Here is a 17,544-nt window from a genome sequence, read left to right as displayed (position 1 = left end):
CTTGGTTAGCATGCTTAACGCGCATGTGACGGATAAACCTACTAAACGTTTCGGCTTATCTATTCCAGAGTGCTACTTTACAAAGAAATCACTGATTCGCACCATCCATCAGCTCTCTTGAGATTTCAGTAGATAAAGTGTATCTCCATCAAAATAGTTAGATTTGTTATGGAATTAAAACTAATCATAACAAATGAAAAGTGAAAGTCAAGCATCATTTTGTCAGTAATCAAGTTTTTATGAGTCCGATTGGTAGAATAATCGAAGGGGGAACTGTATCCTTTCTTATAAGAACAAAATAAGGAGTGATCAGATTTGACTGCTGATAAAATAAAAAAATTCAATTCGATTCCACTTTCGGTCCTGGACCTTTCTCCAATAAACGAAGGCAGCAACGCGGGGCAATCCTTCAAAAATAGTGCGGAATTGGCACAACACGTCGAGCGATTGGGATTTAACCGCTACTGGTTGGCTGAACATCACAACATGCCTGGCATTGGAAGTTCGGCAACGTCTGTACTAATAGGGCATATTGCAGGCTCGACAAAACGAATCCGCGTCGGTTCGGGAGGGATTATGTTACCCAATCACGCGCCGCTTGTCATCGCCGAGCAGTTTGGTACACTCGAATCGATCTATCCTGGGAGAATCGACTTAGGTTTAGGCCGTGCACCCGGTTCGGATCAGGCAACAGCCTATGCGCTACGCAGAATTTTGCAAAGCTCTGGGGATGATTTCCCGGAACAGTTGGCGGAGCTTCAAGCTTATTTTGAACCAGACAGATCAGCCCGCGTTCGCGCCTTTCCAGGGGAAGGGCTCGATATTCCGATTTGGCTTCTTGGTTCAAGCGGCTTCAGTGCACAGCTTGCAGCGCAGAAAGGTTTACCATTCTCATTTGCGAGTCATTTTGCACCGGCCTATACAATGGCTGCAATGCAGCTTTACCATCAAAGTTTTAAACCATCAAAACTTCTTAAGGAACCGTACGCAATGCTCGGTATCAACGTCATCGCTGCGGAGACGGACGAGAAAGCGCAATGGTTGGCAACTTCACAGCAACTGCAATTCCTTGGTATAACAACAGGCATGCCGTCACAATTAAAACCGCCTGTAGACAATATCGATGAGTTTTGGTCACCGCAACAACGTGCATCTATTATGCAAACACTTGATTCCCGTACTACAATCGTCGGCAGTCCGGAAACTGTAAAACAGAAACTAGAAAGTTTTATTCAAGAAACAAAAGCGAACGAATTAATTATCAACACGCAAGTATTTAGTCATGAAGATCGATTGCGTTCCTATGAAATTGTTGCAGACATGATGGACTGAATATATGAAAGCCGCAACCTTTATAAAGGGTTGCGGCTTTTTATTCTGAAAAGTCATTTAACTAATTCTGCGATATGGTAAAATATAGACGATAGATGTAAATAGGGGAGTGAAATGAGCCATATGACAAAGACAGTAACGATTATTGAAAACTTTCACGGGACAGATGTTGCAGACCCATATCGCTGGCTAGAAAATCCGGATGATGAAGAAGTGAAGAATTGGGTTGACGAGCAAAATAATATGACTCAAAACTATTTAGCGACGTATCCGGAACGTGAAAAAGTTAGAGAGAGATTAACGAAGTCCTGGAATTACCCGAAATACTCCGTTCCGCAAAAAGAAGGGGACTATTATTATTTTCATAAAAATAATGGTCTGCAAAACCAGGCCATTTTTTATCGGACAAAGGATTTGGGGTCAGATGAAATTGAGGTCATTATCGACCCGAATACATTAAATGAAGAAGGAACGGCAGCGATAACCAATCTTGCATTTACAAAGGATGGTAGCAAATTAGCTTACGGAATTTCTCTAAATGGAAGTGACTGGCAGGAAATTCGGATTCGCGACTTACATGCGGGAAAAGATGAGCCTGACATAGTTAAATGGTGCAAATTCAGCAGCATTGCGTGGGATGAGGAAGGCAGCGGTTTTTATTATAATCGATTCCCGGAACCAGGAACCGTAGATCCAGAGGATGAAAGTAACTATAATCGCGTTTATTGGCATACGGTTGGAAGAAAACAAGAAGAGGATATTTTGGTGTATGAAGACCCCCTTGATAAAGGGCTATCTTTTAATCCTACGCTTTCTGATGACTATCGTTATTTGGTTTTAACAGTATGGAAAGGGACGGAAAATAAAAGCCGTATCTATTATCGGGATGAACAATCGAAAGAGGGGTTTGTTCAATTATTGGCAGAAGATGATGGCGAATATTTATTTATAGGCAATGAAGGGAAACTCTTTTATTTCACGACAAACTATGATGCCCCGAAGGAAAGAGTAATTGGAGTTCATTTAGATAAGCCGAAAAAAGAAAATTGGATTGATATCATTCCTGAACAGGAAGATGTGCTGACATTCGCAAAAGTGATTAACAATCAGTTTGTTGTATGCTATTTGCATAATGCCCATTACAAACTACGTATTTATGATTTGGAAGGGCAATTGCAAAAGGAAGTGTCCCTACCGGATTTCATTTCGATATCTGGCGTGTCCGGAAAGAAAACAGAATCATCAATGTTTATTGGCTATACCTCCTATTTAGTACCGACAACCATTGCACGCTATGATTTTGAGAAGAGTGAACTGGATACTGTATTTAATACATCGGAGTTAGTTGAAACGACAGGATTTGAGACTACCCAAGTGTTTTATCCATCCAAAGATGGTACGCGTATCCCGATGTTTTTGACACACCGGAAAGGGTTGGAGTTGACGGGAGACAATCCAGTTCTTTTGTACGGCTACGGGGGGTTCAATGTCAGCTTGACTCCAGCATTTTCTCCGTCACAACGTATGTGGATCGAGGCTGGCGGTGTGTTTGTCGTTGCAAATTTACGCGGTGGAGGGGAATTCGGAGAGGAATGGTACAAAGCGGGGACATTAGAACGAAAACAAAATGTTTTCGACGACTTCATCGCTGCCGCGGAATGGTTGATTGAACATAACTATACGAACAGCAAAAAAATTGCCATCATGGGAGGAAGTAACGGCGGTTTGCTTGTTGCGACATGCATCACGCAGCGACCTGATCTATTCGGGGCGGCACTTTGTCTCGTTCCCGTCACTGACATGCTGCGCTATCATAAATTTACAGTGGGTCGGTATTGGGTGACCGATTATGGAAATGCTGAAACAAGCAAGGAACATTTCGAGTTCATGTATAACTATTCGCCGCTTCATAATGTCATAAAAGGTGTCGAATATCCTCCGACTCTCGTGACGACAGCCGATACGGATGACCGTGTCGTTCCGCTTCATGCAATGAAATACGCTGCAACCTTACAGGCTGGCCAGCAAGGAGACAATCCGATTCTCCTTCGGGTAGAAAAGAATGCCGGTCATGGACTTGGCAAACCGACCGTTAAAATCATCGAAGAACAGACGGATATGTATACGTTTTTGTTTAAAACAATGGAAATTGAAATTTAACTAATATATGCACCGGCATAATGGTTATGATTCCTTACGAGGGAATAAAACAACTAAATAGGATGGGACATTATAGACCTATTCGCAATAGCGGGTAGGTTCCGTTTTTGTTGGTGTAAAGTCATTGTGAAAGGTATCTATATAGTTCATCTCTATAAAGTGGGTATAAGTGTATATAGATGGACCCTAAAGATTTTGCGAGAATCATAGGCGTGAATATGGTAGGGGATCATAAACTATCTACTTATCATTCCAGATAACGGATTTCAATGTCGTTTTTATGTTTGATTCGATGAAAAAGTTGCCAGGGGGAAATTTCAATGGAAAAAGAATTTCCAGTAATTGAGACAAGAAGGTTGATTTTAAGAGAAGTAACGACAGCGGATGCTAATGACATGTTTACCTATCTGTCCGATAAAGATGTTGTGAAACCTATGGGCTTATTTCCTTTTCAAACAGTAAAAGACGTATGGGACGAGATTAGTTGGTATCAATCTATATACGAAGAAGGCACGGGAATTAGATGGGGAATAACATTAAAAGGTTCCGGTAAGGTTATTGGAAGCTGTGGTTTTCTTAATATGCTATCTAAACATTATCGGGCTGAAGTTGGATATGAATTAAGCAAGGATTACTGGGGAAAAGGGATAGCTAGTGAAGCGTTGGAGGGTGTTGTTAAGTATGGATATCAACATTTCAATTTGGAAAGAATTGAGGCTTTAATTGAACCTGCTAATCTCCTGTCGCAAAAACTAGTTGAAAAGCAAGGGTTTAGAAAGGATGGATTGCTGAGGCATTATGAATTTTCTTGTGGTAAATTCGATGATCTATATATGTACTCAATTATTAAAGAGGACCTATAAGAACAATTACCATTTCCTTTTCATTAATACTTGAATTTGAAAGCGAATGTACGTAAAGTAACATGGAACTGAATGCCCGGTTTTAGGAAAAGTTAAGTTTTTAGGATGAAGCAAATCCCAAAAAGAAAGCGTCGGTATGATAACCGATGCTTTCCAATTTTTTTCACTTCTGTTTATCTTGCCGTTCCCAAATCCTAAGCGAAGGATACGGATCAAAAGCCCATTCCGTTCGTCCATTATATTTATACATGCCATAGTGGAGATGGGGAGGAAATCGGCCTGATGTCCCTTCTTTGCCATAACCTGAGCTGCCCACTGAACCGATGATGGTCCTTGGTTCAACGATGTCGCCTTCTTTGATATCCTTATTGAAATAAGCTAAATGAGCAAAATAATGGTACGTATTATGCGTATCGCGGATACCGACACGCCAACCTCCAAATTCATTCCACCCCATTATTTCAATAACCCCGTATGATGTGGCCCGGACAGGAGTACCATAACCCGCAAACAAGTCGGTCCCTTCGTGAATCCTTCTGCCGCCCCATCCTCTGCTCGCACCCCAGGTTCCCCTGTAACTGTAATTGTAGTTCGTTGGAACAGGAAAGGCATGTTCATCCAAATCCAAGGTTTCAAAGTGCTCGTACAATTTCGCAATCGTAATAATCTGTTTAACGGTATCTTCGCGCTTGTAGTAGTCCAATAAAGCCATTTCGAAGTCTTCTTCAGTTTGCCCGTAGCCGCTTAAATAAGTGGCCATTGTGTAGAGGACGTCTTCTGCATTGTTGGAATCGGCTAAACCATCTTCATTGCCATCAAGTCCACTTCCATCAGAATAGGCAATCGACTCGGGGGAGGTATCCTTTTTATCGGGGTTGAGTGGCCCCGTCCAATCATCCTCCGAAAAATGAATGGCGATGGGTCCTTCTTTCTTCGGAATATCCGTTCGAACTTGCTGGATATTGCGTTCAAACTGATCGACGGCCGCTAAATGATACCAAGGGACAGATACGTTTTCAAAGCGTAAATATAGGCGCATTCGCTCTTTGAGAATGTCTTCCTGTTTGGGCTCTTCTTTTGCTAAAACAACTGTATAAAATAGAAAAGACAAAGCGACAACATACATCGGTAAAAGAATCCAATGACGCACAAAAAAACCTCCTTGTAATACGTTCATATAGAATTCCCTAAACGGAAGAAATCATAACTGTGTTTCCTTCGAGTCAATTCAGAATCGTTTCAAATTGTCCGGGTGACTGTCACCTTTACAATGTTGAATTTAAAAAAATAATGTATATAAATACTTTCCTATCACATAATAAGAGTGAATTCCATTACACAAGTGGAGAGAAAAGGAGAGATAATTTGGGCATTTTAAGTGGTAATCCAAAAGATGAACCGTTGCATTACGGAGAAGTACTTGGGTCATGGGCATTTGTCGGCGCGAATAACGGGTTAATCAGTGGTTACGAGGCATTTGTCAATCATGCGGGTGACAATGATCTCATCGAACTTTTAGAAGAGGCAGTAAAAATGATGCGTTCTGAAAACAAAATGCTTGAAAAGGTCTTGAAAGAAAATGGGATCGCATTGCCGCCATCATTGCCAGAACGGCCTAAAGCGAAGGCGGAAGACATACCTGTCGGTGCAAGATTTACCGATCCTGAAATCAGCGGAGCCGTTTCGATTAATGTCGGACAAGGTCTTGTGTCATGCAGTGAAGTGATGGGACAATGTCTGCGGGAAGACATCGCAATGATGTTCAGTAAATTCCATGCGGATAGAATGCTATTCGGTTTTAAAATGTTGAATTTGAACAAAGAAAAAGGATGGATCATTCCTCCACCACTTCATAAAAACTCCCCCAGCCAATAAAAAAGAATTGAAAAGGGTTCTGTCAATAAAATGGCAGAGCCCTTTTCATGTTGTGGAAAAAGTGAATTATCGGTAAAATTATCTTTAAAGTGAAAAGGGGTGTTTTAACATGATTAGAATGCTTACAGAAGATGATAGGTATCTCACTATGAATTTTATCTCCCATAAACCAGCTGAGAACCTGTTTATTATTGGGGATATAGAAGCGTATGGGTTTGACAATCCAATTCAGAAATTATGGGGGGACGTAACAGCTGATGGTGAAATGCAAGGTGTTTTGTTGAAATATGCAGGCAATTTCATCGTGTATGCTCCGGGGGAATATGATGCACAAGGTTTTGCGGAAATAATCAATCTTGACGAAGAGTATGAATTCATTTCTGGGATTGAACATATCGTTCGTAAGTTGGAGCCTCATTTGACTGTGAAACCATCAAATCCGCGCGTGCTTTTTTATGCCAAGTGTGAACAAGCGAACGACTTGCAAGAAGTACCGCTTCACATGGAAGTGAAGAAAGCGATTCCTGATGACGCGGGTCGTATTATTGATCAGATGTACGGAATCCCGGAATTTGCAGCAAGCACATTTAGTGTCGAAAATAAACGTGAAACACTGAGCAATGGATCTGCACGTACATATTTCATTGAAGAAGAGGGACGGATTATAAGCTCTGCATCGAGCACAGCTGAAAATAGCCAATCCGCAATGATTGTCGGTGTTGGAACATTGCCTGGAAACGAAAAAAAGGGGCTAGCTTCATTATGCCTGTCATCCCTTTGTTCAGAATTGCTTGATGAAGGAAAGATGCTCTGCTTATTCTATGATAATCAAGCTGCCGGCTCCATCTACAAACGAATCGGTTTTGTCGATATAGGAAAATGGTGCATGTGGAGTTTTAAATAAAGTATCTGATATAATCGGCAGTGTGGAATTTAGAACATTATCCAAATTGACTTGCTGACAGGAACATTTCAAGTCGCAGCTAATATCGTATTTATCAGATGAACAATTGACTGAAAAAATGAAATAGTGGTTCTCTCAGTGATATAATGAGGTCGTGTTAATTAACTATAAACAGGAGTGATTCAAATGGAAAAACTACAATCAATGGAACAATTCGAGAAGTTGAAAAATGAGGAACGTACAATTTTTATGTTCTCCGCAGATTGGTGTCCTGACTGCCGAGTAATTGAACCGATATTACCTGGAATCGAAGCTGATTATCCTGAATATCATTTCTACTATGTAGATCGGGACGAGTTTATCGACCTGTGTGGAGATCTTGATATTTTTGGGATTCCTAGTTTTATAGCGTTCCATAGCGGAGTGGAAGTGGGCCGTTTTGTAAGCAAGGACCGCAAAACACAGGCGGAGATCGAAGAATTCATAAACAGTTTATCTGCTTGAGTATAGGGGCAATGCGATGAACTATAACGCCAGCCAGAGTGGAGGCGTATATCAACTATACGTGCAAATAAATAATGTTGTAAGTTGATAAGGGGGACTTGTTGATGAAACCGGTTATCGGAATTACGGCAGATGTGGAGATAAGCGATAAGCACTTCCTTAATGGCGAATATGTCCGTGCTGTTATTCGGGCGGGCGGGTTGCCGATGATCATTTCAGTCGGGATAGAAAAAGACGTGGATCAATTGATTGGGCTACTTGACGGTCTCCTCTTATCAGGGGGAAATGATATTAATCCAATGTTGTTTAATGAAGAACCGCATTCATATCTCGGAGAAGTTTCGCCAAGCAGGGATTCGAGCGAGCTTGAACTTGCGCGTCAAATGCTGAAAACGAGCAAACCGATTCTAGGTATTTGCAGAGGGCTTCAGATACTGAACGTAGCAGCAGGTGGGACGTTGTATCAAGATTTTCATAATCAAAAAGAGGGGCCGATTCTCCAACATATACAAAAGGCCCCCAATACGCATTCATCCCATTATGTTCAAGTGGAAAAAGGAAGTTTACTCGAATCAATGGCGGGGAGTGAACGGATTGTGGTCAATTCGTATCATCATCAGTCGCTGAAAGATGTGCCACCAGTTTTCAACGTCACCGGTGTAGCAAGCGATGGAATTGTAGAGGCAATTGAAGGTACAGGTGAGCAGTTCGTACTCGGCGTCCAATGGCATCCTGAATTATTGTCGACAAATGGCGACGCAGTCTCTTTACAGATTTTTGAACGTTTTATTAGCGAGTGTGCTGAAAAAGGTAACTAACAAGTTGACAAAATATCAACGAGTTCGCAATGTTTCTGTCAAACAATGCAACGTATAGTCCGAAGAAAACAACGTTAACATAGTAAATTGGAAAAGGGATGCCCTCGATTGAGGTGCATCCCTTTGTTTTGTCAGGTAACACTATACGTTTGAATTTAATTTTTCATCCCGAATTTTCGGGGAATAATTTCCATAGAAAGGATAAGCTTTCAGTGCCGCGGTCATTGTTCCACTGGGTGCTTTCTAACTTAAGCAACGTAAACCCTACCTACTTTTACGTCCTTGCGACCCTTTAGCCGCGCCAGTGTGAATAAGTATTCTCAAAAACAGTACGTAGAATGCCAGATATTCAATCCTAAGCATTACCTTATTGTTAACTGAATCATCTTATCATGGAAATAAGTGAGTGTCAAGAAATAATAAATCTTATTGCCACTCATCCATTTGTTCTTCCTCGGCAATCACTTGCAAATCATCTGCACTAATTGTGAGGACTTGGTAATCGGAACGTTCAGCGTATTGTTCTGCTGCTTTCTTCACAAACTTCGGCGAGCCGTCATTTTCTTCATCATAGACAATAAGTATTCCATCAGAATTACGCATGAAAAATTTATCTTTTTCGATGAATTGCCAAGGCGCTTCGTACGGCCTATTCGTTAGACTTGTATGATAATCGGCCAGGGCAATGATTGTGTGATATTTTTCTTTTTTCAAATCGTTCCAATTTTTCTCCTGTTCATTGAAAGGAGTAATGACAGCATATTTCAACTCTGTGTATTCATTTTTCAACTCGATGACTACATCAGCTGCCCACGTCTCAATGCCGAGCTGCCCACTGATGATAATCCATTCCAACCCGTCATCGAGCAAGGATTCAAGCCGTTTTTTTAATGCTTTTTTAATGAAACGCACTCCCGGGTGCTTGTCATCGAATATGCCAAGTTCATGCGGTTTGTAACCCGTGACGACCAATCGTTTTAAAATGATTATCGGCCCCTTTAATAATAGTTATACTGGATTCATCTAATTTTAACATGAATGCAGTTTGTATTGCAGTGGGGCATTTCCATTACATTTTACTATAGTTTTTACATTTCAGGATTTTAAAGACCCAGCAGGAATAACACCTGTTTAACGTTAATCCGACCGTCATCGCTGTATTCATCGGTTCAACTGATAAGGGAAACAATAAATTCCAACGTCTAAAAATCCTTTCATTGCACATATTAGTCTGGACGGAGGTGAATATCCATGACAAACGACAAAAACAGAAACCAGAACAACAACCGTAACAGGAACAACAACAACAATAATCAAGATCGTACAGAGTTCGGAACTGAAATTGATGTGAATCAACTTAAAGAACGAAACGCGGACAAAGAGCGCAAGAATAATGATAATAATGCGCGCAATAATCGTTTCTAAAAAAAGTATTTCTAGTTTGTGGGAATCATGGACGACAGAAGCGTAATGCTTCTGTCGGTTTTATAAAAGTACAGCCCTTTAAAAAGATAGTTGTGAAATAAAAAATGTATAAGAATAAGTTATTTGGATAAAATAAGTTTAGAAAGTTAATTACTATTCCGAAGTAGCTCAGCGGTAGAGCAATCGGCTGTTAACCGATTGGTCGTAGGTTCGATTCCTACCTCCGGAGTCATTTTTTAGAAAAACCTCTACTCAAACGAATAGAGGTTTTTTGATATGAGATATCTACTTTTCGGCAAAGCCGGTATCCGAACATGGTCTATAAACATATGCCATTGATGAGTTCTTACTATGTATATCATGGTTTCCATGCACAAACAGAACCTTGGTTTGCGGGTTGTTAGTATGTATACGGTTCAGATGGACAAGGGCTTTTTCCGGCTGGCCGGTCATATCACCACTAAGGATAATTGCATCTGTTGAATGAATTTCTATCCATCTTTCGAACAAATCCGGGGCATTCATGTTGGCGTTTTTTCAATTCAAACCATCATGAATACCGGATAGACTGGCGATTTTCATAAAAACTTCTTCCCAAAAAATAAATAATCTTTCATACCTCGAGTTTACAAGTAAAGCGAGTAGCTTGAATGACTTTGACAACTGGTAAGATAAGTAAAGCCCAAAATTAGAGTCATGATTTAATGGAATAGATTAAAATTGTGTGGCGAGGTAATGGATTGGTAGGACAAAGGGGAATAAAACAATCCTGAAAAATAAATGTATAGTTATAATAGATTGGCACGGAGACCGCTATCGGTACCTTTAGTAAACGCCCAGCATATCATGGCAGTGTACTTACTATTCGGAATGGAGTGTTGAATTGGCGTACACGGATAACTATGAAAGGGATGCCTATGGGATTATTGCGTTTTGGTTGCGGAATGATTATGACCACGGGCGATTTTTGGATAGAGAAATAAGCCATTATGAAACAGAATTAGCCCGTGCAAACCTAAACAATATTCAGCGCTTGGGAGCGATATGGCAAAAGGCGGAGTCGAAAACAGGAGATATAGGCACATTGATTAACGAAGCTAAACATGCCACGAGTGAATTTCACAGTCTGCTAGCCGATACGATGGATAGATCTTTACACTGTGACGTCATTATTTCAACGCCCGTATCACTTCTGGACCATATGGTGCGGGAGGCCGAGGAGTCCCAAAGGGTCTTTAAGTTAATGGAAAGTGGCGGTCAAGTTTCACCGTCAGACGCTATCATACATGAAACTGTATTTTGGTTGAGACAAATGGCAGACCACCTAGGCTATATACGTCATTATTCAGATGTCTCGAATTATGAAGTGAACTTTCAAGTAACAGCTATGATGCAAAAATTTGAGCGGCTATTAATGCAGGCGACAGCTCTCAAAACAATGATACGTAGACCGCGCAATGAAACGTTACCAGTTTTAACACATTTCAAGGAAATGATTATAAAAGAAGCCAAAAGTCTAGAAGAATTTAAATTGGAATTGGATGAACTAATCAAAACATGTGCAATCGCTACAACATCGCCACCCGATTTGTTGGAACATATAGCAAGGGAAGCCCATCATCTATGGAGAAACTTGGAAGAAGAGATTATAACATAATATAGAAAGGTTATGTACGTAAGGGAGATTGCTATAAACTTATCGCCTTCAGGAGCTCCAAGGTAGTTAAAATAAAATGTGATATGAAAAAAGTACGTTCATGCCATTAATAAACCTTCCGTATTGAGCATTTGTTAGTCGATGCGATTTTACACGGTTTATCTATGGCTTTTTATTATTTATCAAGATACATACTACCAAAAAATACAACTTTGTATAATCTGATGGTGAACGGGAATCCTACTACTATCTGAGTATTGAATGGAGGATTACTTGTGACCCAAAATGAAAATGGAAAGTTGCCACATGACACTGAATCATATTGGAGGACAGATATTGAATTTCCGAAGTTTCCAAGTTTAGAGGAGGATATTCAAGTTGATGTTGTTATTGTAGGTGCAGGTATTACGGGAATTACATCTGCTTATCTGTTAGTTAATGAAGGCTTGAAGGTCGCTGTTATCGAAGCGGGAAAAGTGCTAAACGGGACAACCGGCCACACGACCGCCAAAATCACGGCACAACATGATTTAATATACGATGAATTCATTCATAATATCGGAAGAAGTAACGCACGTTTGTATTATGAAGCAAACACGGAAGCACTAAACTTTATCAAAGAAACAGTGGACCGACATAAAATCGATTGTGATTTTAGCACGCAAGATGCGTACATATACGCCACTACTGAGAAATACGCACGCAAGATTGAAAAAGAAGCGGAAGCCTATGAAACGATTGGAATAGAGGGAGGATTGGTTGATAGTATTCCTTTTGAAATAGATATTCAAAAGGCGCTTGTTATGAAAAACCAAGCTCAGTTTCACCCAACCAAATATCTGGTCCAGTTACTACAACTCATCACGCAAAAAGGCGGACTTATCTTTGAGAACACGGCAGCGGTGAATTTTGAGACTGGAGAACAACCGGTAGTACTTACCCGAGAAGGACCTCGCATTACCGCCAATCATATTCTTGCTTGTTCCCATTTTCCGTTTTATGAGGGACTTGGGCTTTATTCTACAAGGTTGCATGCAGATCGATCATATGCTCTTGCCGTCAAAGCCAAAAAGAAATATCCAGGTGGACTATATATAAGTGCCGATCAGCCAACACGCTCACTCCGATCTGTTACGGTTAACGGAGAGGAAATGGTGCTCATTGTTGGAGAAAGCCATAAGACGGGTCAAGGAATAGAGACGATGGAACATTACAAAGCGTTGGAGGCCTTTGGTGAGGAAGTTTTTGGGCTCGAAAAGATTGTCTACCGGTGGTCGGCCCAAGATCTAATTACATTAGACAAATTACCTTATATCGGCGAATTAACATCCGGACAACCAAATATCTTAATTGCTACAGGTTTTAGGAAATGGGGAATGTCCAATGGAACTGCCGCCGCACTGTTGTTCCGGGATATGATTTTGGGCAAAGAGAATACCTTTGAAAAGCTATATACTCCTTCGCGTTTCTATGCAAATCCAAGTTTGAAAAACTTCTTAAAGGAGAACGCCAACGTTGTCGGTCAATTAATTAAAGGGAAGTTGGATTCACCCAAAACAAATCCGGAAGACCTATCTAACGGGGAAGGTGCCGTTATTACGCTTGAGGGACATAGAAAAGGTGCTTATAAAGATGATGAGGGTAAATTGCATATCGTAGATACAACCTGCACACATATCGGATGTGAGGTCGAATGGAACAATGGCGACCGCACTTGGGATTGTCCGTGTCATGGTTCCAGATTCTCATTTACAGGAGAAGTAATTGAAGGGCCTGCTGAAAAACCGTTACAAAAATATGATTATAAAATGATTGATAACCTGACATCCGAGGACTCAGGTTATTAACAGCAAACTTCCAACAACAGCAGTGGTCTTCTACTGCTGCTTTTTTATTTTTTGAAATATAAAAAGCATCACCCATCGAAGGATGATGCTAGTCTGAAAATTGTTGATGCTAATAGCTTTATAAAGCATAGCCGCATTTGCCGTATGGTCTTAGAAAGTTTTAAACCACCACTTCTCCAAGTGGGTGTTCGCAGAAACAATCCTGTATGTCCCAGTTATCGAAAGAACTGGGCGTGCCATTCCTGTTTCTAGGTAAAACTCCCGTTTACAGCTTAAAGGTTAAAACTTAATGGGTATACGAACAACGCAGCCTCTATATATATAGTGTATAACAATCAAAGTGCATTTTCAAATAAAAATTATTGGAAATTAGTTTTTAGCTTTGTAAAGATCAGCCGCATTTGCCGTATGGTCTTAGAAAGTTTTAAACCACCACTTCTCCAAGTGGGTGTTCGCAGAAACAATCCTGTATGTCCCAATTATCGAAAGAACTGGGCTTGCCATTCCTGTATCTAGGTAAAACTCCCGATTACAGCTTAAAGGTTAAAACTTAATGGGTATACGTGCAACGCAGCTTGTAAATATAGTGTACATCATCCGATTCATATTTTCAAATGAAAGTATTGGTAGCCCGTTGTGGAATATTTGTATTGATTCCGTGCCAGGCGACGCAACAACGTCTATACTGGTTAAGGAACAATTTATGAAAAAAAGGAGAAACAGCATGACAGGGAAAACACACATCGTAGGCGGCATTGCAGCAAGTCTTGCTTATGCACAATTTACAAATCATGATCCGATTATCATGCTGGGAGCAGGGGTAATCGGCGCGTTGCTTCCTGACATCTGTCACGGCGGCAGTAAAATCGGAAGGAAATTACCGCTGTTATCGAAACTTATGAATATGCTATTCGGCCACCGAACATTCACACACAGTTTATTATTTTTAGTGCTTATCGCCGCTTTATTGAATGCATTCATTCCTAACGAGGCTGTGAGGGCAGGATTCATGGCAGGAATGGTGAGCCATTACATTTTGGATATGGCTACGAAAAATGGCATCAAACTGCTATTCCCACTTAATATGACAGTACGCTTTCCAATGACAACAAGAACAGGAGGCGCGGTAGAAAACGTCGTCTTCAGCATTTTATCGCTTTTATCATTTTATTTTGGATACGAAGCATTCGGTTTCTACTTATAGTCCAAGTCAAATCTAATTGATGTCATAGCCCGCCTGTTGTTTAAATGGAAAAGTTGATAGAGAGGGAGCATGAAAAATGGCAATACAAAAGTTCAGAAATACGGTCTTATTTGAATACATACAGATTATTTTCGGGGCTGCACTCGTTGGACTGGCCTTTAATATTTTCTTGTTACCGTCCAGACTAGCTGCAGGCGGAGTATCTGGGATCAGCACAATCTTGTTTGAACTTTTCCAGTTCAACCCGGCTTATGTTCAATGGCTTATTAATATTCCATTATTATTTCTTGGAGTCATACTTGTCGGTAAGGAATTTAGTTTAAAAACGCTAGTCGGGACGTTTTTTGTTCCATTTGTCATCTGGCTTACCACCGACATGAAACTCGCTGTCGACAATCCATTGTTAAGTGCAATTTATGGAGGAATCATGCTTGGCGTCGGTCTCGGTATCGTGTACCGTGGTAACGGTTCGACGGGCGGGACCGCCTTGATTGCCCAATTGGTCAAGAAATACACCGGCCTATCGAGTGGTTTTTCGCAGTTGCTCGTAGATGGACTAGTAGTCGTCACCTCGGCATTTGTCTTCAACTTTGAACTTGCACTTTATGCGATGATAGCAATTTACGTTACAAGTAAGGTGATTGACTTTGTCCAGTTGCAAACATCACCGACCAAATTGGTACTCATCATTACGGATAAAGAAGAGGGTGTCCAAGACATCATCAAAAATGAAATCAATCGCGGCTTAACGAAAATCAAAACAATCGGCGGCTATTCCGATCAAGAGAAAACAATGATTTTATGTGTCGTCGAACAATCAGAGGCCGTCTATTTCAAAAAGCTTCTTCAAACAAAAGAGCCAACTTCGTTTGTTATCTTCTTGAATGCATCTGAAATCCTCGGCAGGGGTTTTTCCAAAGCGCAATATGATGAAGACGACGTGAAATGAGTTTGGAAACGAGACTCGAAAAGCTGTATCCTGCAGAACAATTGAAAGTTGTTCAGATGGATACAGCTTTTTTTGTTTACTTATTCGACGGTTTTTGTCATCGACCTACTAGGCATATCAAATACAGTCGCATTATTCACGATATCAGTAATATAATTCATCGTAATTTTTTTCGCTTCTTCAATATCATAATTCCGGCGATTATTCAGGATGTTTGTCAACATTCCTTGCCACACAAGAATCGTCAGCTCATTAATAGCGTCTACATTTTCTTCCTTGATGAAATCTTCTCTTAATGCGTGTTCCAAAATAGATCTGCCGCGTTTAGTCATGTTTCGTTCGAATAAAAGAGTTTTGAGATCATCAGGGATTTTGATTAAATCGGACGGATATATCTCATAATAATCTTGAATTAGTTTTTCCGGGAACTCGCCTAAATCCATTATGAAAACTGTATGAAATATATGCGGTTTTTCGAATGAATGCTGAACAAAACAATCCCATGCTAATAGATATTTTTCAATGGGCGTTTTTCCTTTATCCATGTAAGTGGTGACGTCGACCGTATATGGATTTAAAAACTTCATGGAAGCAAAAAAGATAAGGTGGGAGATTTCGGAAAAATAATTGTAAATGGTAGCGCTATTATATCCGGCTTTGTCAGCTACTTTTCTAATCGTTACATTATCTATCCCTTCTTCCTCTATAATTTCCGCAGTTGCATCTACGAAGTATTTCCACATCCGGCTCATTTGAATTTTCTTATTTTTCATCTTTATTCTCCTTAGATAAGTATTGAGTTTCTTCAAAGTACCATTATGAAAATTAGTTATATACTAGTAAAAAATATCTTGAATTTTTATTATTCTCGATTTTTTTATATATGCTATTATAATCATGATTACAAATTAATCTTACCATAATCTTCATGGATTTTATAATATTTTACTAGGTGTTATTAAAAAGGGGTGTTTGTAATGAAAAAAGTGAAGATTGATCCGTTTGTGTTTTTGACATCGTTAGTTGTGATTCTGTTTGCGATGGTTATGTCGGTTATGAATCGTAAAACGGCTGAGCCGTATTTAGATAATATAATGACCTCAATAACCTTCAAGTTAGATTGGGCTTTTCAATTCTTAACGATTGGATCGTTTATTCTACTTTTATGGCTCGTATTTAGCCGTTATGGAAAAATTAAATTAGGCGAGAAAATGGTCTTTCCACTGTCATCACGTCTGAACCATTAACTAAACCGATGGAAATTCTCGGATTCCCGGAGTCCACAGTTGAATTGGAATCAAATCAGAAGGATGCGCTTCTTGCAGTTCGTCTTTGTGACGTCGCACCTGACGGCTCTTCGACAAGGGTGACGTGGGGAATGCTCAATTTGACACATCGTAACAGTGATGACATGCTACTGACTTGACTATTATCGTCATTAATGTCGTCTATGTTTCGCTATTTACACTACACCTCATTTTTGTAGTGAAAAACTAACGGATAGCTGCCTCAATTCTATCGATGGATGAAGTATTTATTAACTTCATGGGACTGAAAATTGTCCTTGATAATTTGGACAATCCAATCAATATCGAAGCGTATTGTGTCGGTTGGGGAATGGGAGTTTATCTAGGCAGTAAGATTGAATCCTCAATGGCACTTAGTTATATCGTATTTGAAGTTTTAGTGGATTTTGTGGAGTTTGAGTTACCAAAGGAAATCCGAGATCAAGGGTATGGAGTCACGTCTCGGGTAGCAGATGGAAAAGATGGCAAACGGCTCGTTATGAAGGTGTTAGCGAAACGAAATTGTGAACAGAAATTAAGAAGTCTTGTCGTCTCTTTAGCGTCGAAAGCATTTATCATCTCCTACGAACCGAATCAGTTAAATGGAGGGTTTTTGCTCAGGAGTCTAAATCCAAACAAGATATAAATGAAGCATATGATTTGCCAACGAGTGTCAGGAATCTAAGATGATTCTCGGCACTTTCTTATCGCTCGGGAAAT

Annotated in this window: 18 protein-coding genes, 1 tRNA gene, 2 other RNA genes and 1 other annotated feature (1 of these 22 running past the window's edge); of the genes, 16 read left to right on the top strand and 5 right to left on the bottom strand. The window is 40.2% G+C overall.

Annotation, left to right across the window (positions count from 1 at the left end):
* Positions 1-161 (bottom strand) — a binding site (T-box leader) (it extends 68 nt beyond the left edge of the window).
* 154 nt (positions 162-315) lie between these two features.
* The 3 genes from HDC33_RS10720 (at position 316) to HDC33_RS10710 (ending at position 4,355) form a co-directional block, all read left to right on the top strand.
* Positions 316-1,332: an LLM class flavin-dependent oxidoreductase gene (locus HDC33_RS10720; protein WP_179392418.1), complete on the top strand. Its 1,017-nt coding sequence runs from the start codon at positions 316-318 to the stop codon at positions 1,330-1,332.
* A gap of 114 nt (positions 1,333-1,446) precedes the next feature.
* Entirely contained in the window at positions 1,447-3,492 is a 2,046-nt protein-coding gene (locus HDC33_RS10715) for a prolyl oligopeptidase family serine peptidase (protein ID WP_179392417.1), read from the top strand.
* A gap of 320 nt (positions 3,493-3,812) precedes the next feature.
* A complete protein-coding gene (locus tag HDC33_RS10710) occupies positions 3,813-4,355 on the top strand; it encodes a GNAT family N-acetyltransferase (protein ID WP_179392416.1) in 543 nt (180 codons plus the stop codon).
* A 163-nt stretch (positions 4,356-4,518) separates the two neighbouring features.
* Here HDC33_RS10710 and HDC33_RS10705 read toward each other — a convergent pair whose 3' ends face one another.
* Positions 4,519-5,505: a M23 family metallopeptidase gene (locus tag HDC33_RS10705; protein ID WP_370457435.1), complete on the bottom strand. Its 987-nt coding sequence runs from the start codon at positions 5,503-5,505 to the stop codon at positions 4,519-4,521.
* 215 nt (positions 5,506-5,720) lie between these two features.
* Here HDC33_RS10705 and HDC33_RS10700 point away from each other — a divergent pair, with 215 nt between their 5' ends.
* The 4 genes from HDC33_RS10700 (at position 5,721) to HDC33_RS10685 (ending at position 8,456) form a co-directional block, all read left to right on the top strand.
* The gene (locus tag HDC33_RS10700) at positions 5,721-6,230 is read left to right on the top strand and encodes a DUF3231 family protein (protein ID WP_179392414.1); all 510 of its coding nucleotides are present in this window, start codon (positions 5,721-5,723) and stop codon (positions 6,228-6,230) included.
* A 109-nt stretch (positions 6,231-6,339) separates the two neighbouring features.
* Positions 6,340-7,134 (top strand): GNAT family N-acetyltransferase, encoded by a 795-nt coding sequence (locus HDC33_RS10695; RefSeq protein ID WP_179392413.1) that lies wholly within the window; start codon positions 6,340-6,342, stop codon positions 7,132-7,134.
* Between the two features lie 186 nt (positions 7,135-7,320).
* On the top strand, positions 7,321-7,638 hold the full coding sequence (locus HDC33_RS10690) for a thioredoxin family protein (protein WP_179392412.1): 318 nt from the start codon (positions 7,321-7,323) through the stop codon (positions 7,636-7,638).
* Between the two features lie 104 nt (positions 7,639-7,742).
* Positions 7,743-8,456 (top strand): gamma-glutamyl-gamma-aminobutyrate hydrolase family protein, encoded by a 714-nt coding sequence (locus tag HDC33_RS10685; protein ID WP_179392411.1) that lies wholly within the window; start codon positions 7,743-7,745, stop codon positions 8,454-8,456.
* Between the two features lie 426 nt (positions 8,457-8,882).
* Here HDC33_RS10685 and HDC33_RS10680 read toward each other — a convergent pair whose 3' ends face one another.
* Entirely contained in the window at positions 8,883-9,440 is a 558-nt protein-coding gene (locus tag HDC33_RS10680) for an SLOG family protein (protein ID WP_179392730.1), read from the bottom strand.
* A 267-nt stretch (positions 9,441-9,707) separates the two neighbouring features.
* On the opposite strand from HDC33_RS10680, the gene HDC33_RS10675 reads away from it, so the two are divergent.
* The 4 genes from HDC33_RS10675 (at position 9,708) to HDC33_RS10660 (ending at position 13,385) form a co-directional block, all read left to right on the top strand.
* On the top strand, positions 9,708-9,881 hold the full coding sequence (locus tag HDC33_RS10675; RefSeq protein WP_179392410.1) for a hypothetical protein: 174 nt from the start codon (positions 9,708-9,710) through the stop codon (positions 9,879-9,881).
* 157 nt (positions 9,882-10,038) lie between these two features.
* A tRNA-Asn gene (locus HDC33_RS10670) sits at positions 10,039-10,110 on the top strand.
* A gap of 654 nt (positions 10,111-10,764) precedes the next feature.
* Positions 10,765-11,538: a DUF2935 domain-containing protein gene (locus HDC33_RS10665; protein ID WP_179392409.1), complete on the top strand. Its 774-nt coding sequence runs from the start codon at positions 10,765-10,767 to the stop codon at positions 11,536-11,538.
* Between the two features lie 275 nt (positions 11,539-11,813).
* Positions 11,814-13,385 carry an FAD-dependent oxidoreductase gene (locus tag HDC33_RS10660; RefSeq protein WP_179392408.1) on the top strand — a complete coding sequence of 524 codons (1,572 nt, stop codon included), beginning with the start codon at positions 11,814-11,816 and terminating at the stop codon, positions 13,383-13,385.
* A gap of 124 nt (positions 13,386-13,509) precedes the next feature.
* Here the strand turns inward: HDC33_RS10660 and ssrS (HDC33_RS10655) are convergent.
* A non-coding RNA gene (gene ssrS / locus HDC33_RS10655) (6S RNA) lies at positions 13,510-13,701 on the bottom strand.
* A 72-nt stretch (positions 13,702-13,773) separates the two neighbouring features.
* A non-coding RNA gene (gene ssrS / locus HDC33_RS10650) (6S RNA) lies at positions 13,774-13,965 on the bottom strand.
* 144 nt (positions 13,966-14,109) lie between these two features.
* Here ssrS (HDC33_RS10650) and HDC33_RS10645 point away from each other — a divergent pair.
* On the top strand, positions 14,110-14,589 hold the full coding sequence (locus HDC33_RS10645) for a metal-dependent hydrolase (protein WP_179392407.1): 480 nt from the start codon (positions 14,110-14,112) through the stop codon (positions 14,587-14,589).
* 76 nt (positions 14,590-14,665) lie between these two features.
* Entirely contained in the window at positions 14,666-15,538 is an 873-nt protein-coding gene (locus HDC33_RS10640; protein WP_179392406.1) for a YitT family protein, read from the top strand.
* An 80-nt stretch (positions 15,539-15,618) separates the two neighbouring features.
* Here the strand turns inward: HDC33_RS10640 and HDC33_RS10635 are convergent, their stop codons facing one another.
* Complete coding sequence (locus HDC33_RS10635; protein WP_179392405.1) at positions 15,619-16,311, bottom strand: TetR/AcrR family transcriptional regulator; 693 nt, start codon at positions 16,309-16,311, stop codon at positions 15,619-15,621.
* A 204-nt stretch (positions 16,312-16,515) separates the two neighbouring features.
* Here HDC33_RS10635 and HDC33_RS10630 point away from each other — a divergent pair, with 204 nt between their 5' ends.
* The 3 genes from HDC33_RS10630 to HDC33_RS10620 all read left to right on the top strand — a co-directional run bounded on the left by HDC33_RS10630 (position 16,516) and on the right by HDC33_RS10620 (position 17,470).
* Entirely contained in the window at positions 16,516-16,785 is a 270-nt protein-coding gene (locus tag HDC33_RS10630; protein ID WP_179392404.1) for a BCCT family transporter, read from the top strand.
* Positions 16,786-16,793: 8 nt separating this feature from the next.
* Positions 16,794-16,964, top strand: a complete 171-nt coding sequence (locus tag HDC33_RS10625; RefSeq protein WP_255457337.1) for a CocE/NonD family hydrolase C-terminal non-catalytic domain-containing protein — start codon at positions 16,794-16,796, stop codon at positions 16,962-16,964.
* A gap of 74 nt (positions 16,965-17,038) precedes the next feature.
* A complete protein-coding gene (locus HDC33_RS10620; RefSeq protein ID WP_179392728.1) occupies positions 17,039-17,470 on the top strand; it encodes a DUF5698 domain-containing protein in 432 nt (143 codons plus the stop codon).
* Positions 17,471-17,544: the final 74 nt, after the last annotated feature.

It is taken from the genome of Sporosarcina sp. JAI121 (genome assembly GCF_013408665.1).
Classification (GTDB): domain Bacteria; phylum Bacillota; class Bacilli; order Bacillales_A; family Planococcaceae; genus Sporosarcina.
Note: the sequence above shows the minus strand (reverse complement) of the source record. Positions and strands in the feature narration are given on the sequence as shown.

Bases quoted from the DNA above. Each gene is read 5' to 3' on its own strand.
- HDC33_RS10715 (WP_179392417.1), top strand. From the start codon at position 1,447: ATGAGCCATATGACAAAGACAGTAACGATTATTGAAAACTTTCACGGG.
- HDC33_RS10710 (WP_179392416.1), top strand. From the start codon at position 3,813: ATGGAAAAAGAATTTCCAGTAATTGAGACAAGAAGGTTGATTTTAAGA.
- HDC33_RS10695 (WP_179392413.1), top strand. From the start codon at position 6,340: ATGATTAGAATGCTTACAGAAGATGATAGGTATCTCACTATGAATTTT.
- HDC33_RS10690 (WP_179392412.1), top strand. From the start codon at position 7,321: ATGGAAAAACTACAATCAATGGAACAATTCGAGAAGTTGAAAAATGAG.
- HDC33_RS10685 (WP_179392411.1), top strand. From the start codon at position 7,743: ATGAAACCGGTTATCGGAATTACGGCAGATGTGGAGATAAGCGATAAG.
- HDC33_RS10675 (WP_179392410.1), top strand. From the start codon at position 9,708: ATGACAAACGACAAAAACAGAAACCAGAACAACAACCGTAACAGGAAC.
- HDC33_RS10645 (WP_179392407.1), top strand. From the start codon at position 14,110: ATGACAGGGAAAACACACATCGTAGGCGGCATTGCAGCAAGTCTTGCT.
- HDC33_RS10640 (WP_179392406.1), top strand. From the start codon at position 14,666: ATGGCAATACAAAAGTTCAGAAATACGGTCTTATTTGAATACATACAG.
- HDC33_RS10635 (WP_179392405.1), bottom strand. From the start codon at position 16,311: ATGAAAAATAAGAAAATTCAAATGAGCCGGATGTGGAAATACTTCGTA.
- HDC33_RS10630 (WP_179392404.1), top strand. From the start codon at position 16,516: ATGAAAAAAGTGAAGATTGATCCGTTTGTGTTTTTGACATCGTTAGTT.
- HDC33_RS10625 (WP_255457337.1), top strand. From the start codon at position 16,794: ATGGAAATTCTCGGATTCCCGGAGTCCACAGTTGAATTGGAATCAAAT.